General features: G+C 64.7%; 3 protein-coding genes. 2 read left to right on the top strand and 1 reads right to left on the bottom strand.

Going from position 1 to position 6,165, the window contains the following annotated elements:
* Window positions 1-14: 14 nt before the first annotated feature.
* On the bottom strand, window positions 15-2,336 hold the full coding sequence (locus DKT77_RS17825) for a serine hydrolase family protein (RefSeq protein ID WP_109813022.1): 2,322 nt from the start codon (window positions 2,334-2,336) through the stop codon (window positions 15-17).
* 239 nt (window positions 2,337-2,575) lie between these two features.
* Between DKT77_RS17825 and DKT77_RS17830 the strand changes: the two genes are divergently transcribed.
* The gene (locus DKT77_RS17830; protein ID WP_109813023.1) at window positions 2,576-4,822 is read left to right on the top strand and encodes a type IV secretory system conjugative DNA transfer family protein; all 2,247 of its coding nucleotides are present in this window, start codon (window positions 2,576-2,578) and stop codon (window positions 4,820-4,822) included.
* 189 nt (window positions 4,823-5,011) lie between these two features.
* Window positions 5,012-6,114 (top strand): IS3 family transposase gene (locus DKT77_RS17835; protein WP_109810157.1). Its coding sequence is split into 2 segments (ribosomal slippage): window positions 5,012-5,273 and window positions 5,273-6,114, totalling 1,104 coding nucleotides; the frame shifts between segments, so codons are not numbered across the junction.
* Window positions 6,115-6,165: the final 51 nt, after the last annotated feature.

The following is a 6,165-nucleotide window of genomic DNA, read 5'->3' on the forward strand; positions in this document are numbered from 1 at the left end:
TGCAGGCGTGGGTGTCAGGGCGCGGTCGCCCCGGCGATCAACCGGGCGGCGATGGTGGTAGTGAGGCGGGAACTCACGCCTTGGATGGCAACACCGTCAGGCCCTGCGATCCGGACGATCGCGACCAGGCTCCGACCGGAGCATGTTGCCGCCATTACGGCGAGCTTGGCCGAAACACCGTCTGGTGGCGTGACGCTGTCGACTGTACCCGTCTTCGCGATGCCCGAGGTGCACTCGGCCCGATCGAGGATCGGCGGGGCGTGCCGCGCGGTGCCGTGGGCATGGCGGAGCGGTGCTTCAAGGTCGCGGCGCGCCTTGGCCACCGCGTCGGGTGACGTCAGTTCAGCGACGGAAAGGCGTTCCGAGCGCGGCTGAGTCGATATCTGCAGTGGCCCAACGGGCCGCCCTGACTGGATCGAGGCCGCGACGCGCATCAGCCCGGCTGGCGTTGGTGTTGCGCCATAGCCGAGCACGATCCCGGCGATGTCGAGGCGCTCATCTTCCGCGGAGAACACGGCGTAGCCCGCAGCCTCGAGATAGCTCACGATGTCCGTCGGCGGCAGACGCCGAGCCGCGTCGATGAAGACGAGATTGTCTGAGACCGCTGTCGCCGTTTCAAGGTCGACTTCGTCCGCCGGTTCTCGGCAGGCAGCTCCCTTGAAGCCGTCGTAGTTCTGCAGGCCACGGAATGGTGCCGCGCAAGCGGTTTCGATGCCGTGCAGCGCCAGAAGCGGCAGAAGGGCCGCCTTGTTCGTGGACCCGGCTGAAGGGCGCGCCGAGGGCAGACCCGGACCGAACAAGAGGCCTTGGCGGGACTCGGACAGGCCCCGCACGCGGAAGCCCCCGTCGTCTCCGATCTCGCCCAAGGCCAGGAGCACCTCGATGCGCCGATCAGCTGGACAGGTCGCACCGAAGCAGAGTTTGGCTTTTTCGGCGGCAGACGCGAGCGTCTTTTCGACCTCATCCGCGAGTGCACGCGCAGCGGCCTGCGATGCCGCGGCGAGCGTGACCGCCTGCGCCGCACCACCACTATCCTGCGCGATACCGGCGAAGGCACCCCCGAGATTTCCGACGCGCATGGCAGTCCCGCGCCCGGCCGCGGGCTCGAGCGGGCGGATGGCGTCGACGCGGGCGAGGAAGCCGTTCAGCGTCTCGTCCGAGTAACCGCGCGCCTCCGCCAGACGTGCGAGGCACATTTTAGCACGCCCCTGGAGGTAGGCATGGCGGCTATCCCGCTCCTCCCGCGCCTTCTCGTCGAACCGACGCCCCGGGGCAAGAGCCGGTCTCCGGGCGGTGGCAGCGATGAAACAGGCTTCGGGCAGGGTCAGCTCCTCCAGGCTTTCGCGACCCAGCAGTACGGCGCAGAATTCACCGCCGAGCGCCGGGCCGAAGCGCGCATCCGTGTAACGCTGGCCGGCGACGCAGGCGAAACTTTCGGCAACGAATCGATCGCGACTCGCCTTGTCAGGAAGGTTGTGAGCGGTGAAGATCGCCGTGCGCGCGTAAGAACCGAGCTTCTTCGGGATGTTTTGCAGGCTGGTTTTGCCGCTCCCCTCTGTGTGCCCGGTCACCATCTCGAGGCCGCTCACGAGCGGCGGTGAACCACCAATGAGGTGAACCGGCGCATCGAACGGACTCATCCCTACCGGGCGAAGGATCCGGTCGACGAGATAGGATGGCACGTTCACCATCGCACGGGCCGGGCCGCGCAGGTCGATGCCTGTCAGGGTCCACTGGCCCAGCGTCCGACCTTCGAGCGGTTCCATGGCCGACGCGATCTTGGTCACAGCATCTTCCGAGTTGATCGGCGCAACGGCAAGACCCCGACGGGATGCGCATTCCGATGTCTGGTAGCCAAGCCGCCGACCCGCTTCGTCTCGCACCTCGACGAGCGAGGAACACAGCGCTTCTCCTTCCGAGAAGGCGTCCTCCGGCGCGCTCATGGCGCGCACCGCGTTCGTAGCCAGCCTATCCGTGGTCGCCGGCGCGAAGGTCAACGCGGCTCCAGATGCCGCGAGCGCGATCACCAAAACCCCGGTGACCAGACGAAGCGGGCGCATCCGAGAACTTGAACGCGCCTTGCGAGGCATCTTGCCCGGCAAGTCGGTGGACCCGACGTGTGTCGGCTGTTCAGCTTCGGTCCGCGCCCCCCGACCCAATGCCCGGCGGGCACGCTCTCGGCGGTAGGCCGCAAGAGCGATGTCAATGTAGTCGGTCCCTTGTTGCGCGATGCTTGCGTCGAGATTGCGCGCGCGCGCGCCGTCTCGCATACCTTTGCGCGCCGCACCCTCGACGGTCGGGCTGGCCTTGAAGGCGTCATTGCGATCGTAAGACATGTGGACCTCATCCAGAAAGGCTCCGGGAAAGGTCTCTTAATTTCGGCCGGAATAGAATCGGAACTAATTCGGAAAAGTTCCTGTTCGGATTTTTTCGGTGGAGATCCGAGTCCCAGATCCGAAATGATCCGAATTAAATTAGGCCAACCGCCGCTTCAATAATGAACGCGCTGGAGCGAGAATGGAATCGCGCATCGTCGTGGGTAGTGCGCAACCCAACCTCGTGGATCGGAAATAAAATGTCGCTTATACTTGCCCCCTTCAAGTGGGCGCTACGCCGACTTGGACGAGTCTTTTCCAGCAAGGGCGCTCTCGGCATCCTGCTGCTCGCGGTCTTCCTCAACCTCGACCAGATCTTCCCGCAACTCGGAGGAAAGCTGACCACTGCAGCGCTGGTCCTCGGCCCGGCGATCGCGATGGGCTTCTATGCCCAGGTGCTGTCCCGCTGGGACGGCGGACCCAACGACTTCGCCGTCCTCGCGCTCTACATGGCCGCCTGCGGCCTCTATGGCTTGTTGCGCGCATGGTCTGCCGCCGCTGGCTCGGATGTTCCGGACTATGTCGCATCGCTCGGGCTCTGGCTCTTCGGACCGCTGGTCAATCTCCTTGTCGGTGCCATCGCCGCCTTTTTCGGCCACGATCGCTATGCCCCAATGCCGATTCTGCACCCCGAGGGCCTCGCGGTCCAACTCAGCGAGCTCAATATTCTGCTGACGCTGGTCAGTCTTTTCGTAATCGGCTGGGCCTTGGCGATGATGAATGCCACCGTGCGCCGCTGGGGCGGCGGCGCCCCGCCGCTGCAACCCGAGGACCGGGCCAGGGCGCGCAACCGCTTGGTGCCCCCCCACCGGGCGGCCCGCCGCCTGCTGGGCCTGCGGCGCAACCTCGTCAGCCAGATCCGTCCAATTCTCGGCCGTCCCCGGCTCGCGCTCGATGAGTTCGTGGTCGGCATGGCGCCTGCCTTGAAAAACCGGCCTTGGCGTCTGCCTTTGGTCCTAATCGGCCGTCTGCTGATCATGCTTGGAGGGCGCCCGGAAGGCACGATGCTCGATCCCCGGCCGATCATCGCGGCCCCCTTCGAGACCTTGGCGCTGATCGTGGGCGGACCCGGCTCCGGCAAGACCTTGATCCAGCAAGCTAACCTGATCTGCGGCCAGGGCCCGAGGCTTCTCGTCGAGACGCAGGGAAACGCCGGCGACAAAGACAAGCCGCTGATCGAGGCTAACGGGCGCACCTGTCTTGTCATCGCTCCCGAACTGGGCAGGGCCAGCGCGGGCTTCAACCTGCTCGAGCGCCTGGAGCCCGCAGGCGAGACGTTTCCGGGCGACGTGGAGCGCATCGCGGGCTACATCATCGAGGTCCGCGGCGAGCACCTCACCTTGAAGCGCTGCGCCTTCGAGCTGGTCGCCGCGGTCATCGCCAATGTCGCCCTCCTCGCACGGTCCCAAGGCCACGTCCCCAGCCTTATGCTGGTCTACGAATGCCTGTCCGACCCGGCGCTGGCCGACTATCTTGCCGACTGGACGACCGAGGGGCATCCCGCCTATCGCCGCTGGTGTGCTACGCTGGCCGCCCGCCTCTCCGATCCAGAGTTCGCCAACTCCCTCGCCGCCTTCTGGAGCCCCGAACTCAGCTTTCTCGCCGACCCGTCCAAGGCGGCCTTGATCTGCGGGGCAACCGAACAGGTCTTCGACCCTGCCTGGTTGCTCGACGACCCGGAATTCGACGTTGTCGTCCAGATCAACCAGCAGGACCTGTCCGGATCGGGCGCGCTTCTGCGCTTGCTGATGATCGGCGTCATGGCCCCCCGCATCGCGCTCAACATGGATCAGGCAGGCCGCACCCGCGCCAGGGGCCTGATGCTATGGATCGACGAACTGGCTGCCTTGGGTGGCTCGAAGATCCTCGACGACACGGTGCAATTCTACCGTCAGAAGGGGATCAGGCCCGTCTACAGTATGCAGAGCCCGAAGCAGGCGGATGAACTCCACGGGCCGGGGACCTATGCCAAGTGGAGTGCGGCGGCGGACATCCGTATCTACGCCAAGCCGGGAGGCGAGCAGGAGTTGGCGGAGCATGTTTCGCACGAATTGGGCGAAACGGTACGGCTGGTGCGCAGCAAGATGTTCTCCGGCGACCGAGGCTTCGCCACCAACGGCGCGGAGTGGCGCCCTGCCCCGCTGCTTTCTCGCGACCAGCTCGCCGAGCTTCCTGCACTGAAGGTGGTGGTGCTGGTGCGCACGAGGCGCCGCGGCATGGTGAAGATCCTCTGTGATGTTCCAGCGTGGTTCTCCCATCCCGGGCTGCGCGCATTCCGCAAGCGCGCCCTGCGCCGCCATGGCGGCCTTGACGCGAAGCCGTGGGGCGGCTGGCCGCAATACAAGGTGCAGGCCCTTCCGCCTAAGAACGAGGACTTGCGCCGGATCCCGAATGCGCATGCCTCCGAGGGGGACGCGGTTCCCGGAAATCCGCCTGACCGATCCTGATCCTCGCTTGGACGGGACCCCGCCGAAGAAACCCGAAGCGCCGCTTCTGGCATGGCTCCGTGCCCGGCGCGCTTGCCCAGAAAGACCGCCCAGACTACCAATCTCAAATGCTCTGCCCCCTGAAAACTGGACCGTTTGAAGCTGGAGTTTTCGGCTAATCTTTCCTGGCTGGGAGAGGAGCGGAAACGCATGAAGGCATCGAAGTTCACGGAGGCGCAGAAGGCGTTCATCCTGAAGCAGGGGGAGCAGGGAACGCCGGTCGCGGAGATCTGTCGCAAGGCGGGGATCAGCCAGGCGACCTATTTCAATTGGAAGAAGAAATATGGCGGGTTGCTGCCAGACGAGATGCGCCGGCTGAAGGCGCTTGAGGACGAGAACACACGGCTGAAGAAGATCGTCGCCGATCTGACCCTCGATCGGGAGATGTTGCAGGACGTGATCCGCCGAAAGCTCTGAAGCCTGGGCGTCTGCGAGAGATCGTGACCGGGATGTGCGTCGACTGGGGCGTGTCGATCCGGAAGGCCTGTGGGGCCATCTGCCTTGACACGTCCAGCTACCACTACAAGTCCCGGCGGACGCATCAGGCTGCCGTCGAAAGGCGGATCAGGGAGATCTGCGAGACGCGTGTGCGGTATGGCTATCGCCGTGTGCATGTCTTGCTTCGGCGAGAAGGTTGGATCATCAACATGAAGAAGACGCGCAGGATTTACAACGAATTGGGGCTTCAGCTGCGGAACAAGCACCCGAAACGCCGGGTGAAAGCGAAGCTGCGCGAGGACCGCCAGGAAGCGGTCGGCCCGAACGATGTCTGGGCGATGGACTTCGTTCACGACCAACTCGCCATGGGCAAGAAGCTCCGCATCCTGACCGTGGTGGACACCCATTCCCGGCTCTGTCCAGCGGCTGATGCCCGCTTCGCCTACCGCGGCGAAGACGTCGTGCAAACACTGGAGAAGGTCTGCGCCAAGATCGGCTACCCGAAGACCATTCGGGTCGATAATGGCAGCGAGTTCATCTCCCGTGACCTCGACCTCTGGGCCTATGCCAACGACGTCACGTTGGACTTCTCGCGACCGGGAAAACCGACCGACAACGGGTTCATCGAGGCGTTCAATTCGAAGCTCCGCGCGGAATGCCTGAACGCGCACTGGTTCATGAGCCTTGCCGACGCCCGCGAAAAGCTGGAAGATTGGCGTAGACACTACAACGAAGACCGACCTCACAGCGCGATCGGATACAACATCCCGATGGCCATGCATTATCCCGATGGCGTCACCAGCCCGTCATCGTGAGACAGCCGGAAAAATCCAGCTTCCGGCGGTCCAAGGTCGGGGAGCAGTGCA

It is taken from the genome of Meridianimarinicoccus roseus (assembly GCF_003172915.1).
Classification (GTDB): domain Bacteria; phylum Pseudomonadota; class Alphaproteobacteria; order Rhodobacterales; family Rhodobacteraceae; genus Meridianimarinicoccus; species Meridianimarinicoccus roseus.

What these genes read in the sequence shown, in the direction of transcription:
- DKT77_RS17825 (WP_109813022.1), bottom strand. Translation starts at nt 2,336, where the DNA reads ATGTCTTACGATCGCAATGACGCCTTCAAGGCCAGCCCGACCGTCGAG.
- DKT77_RS17830 (WP_109813023.1), top strand. Translation starts at nt 2,576, where the DNA reads ATGTCGCTTATACTTGCCCCCTTCAAGTGGGCGCTACGCCGACTTGGA.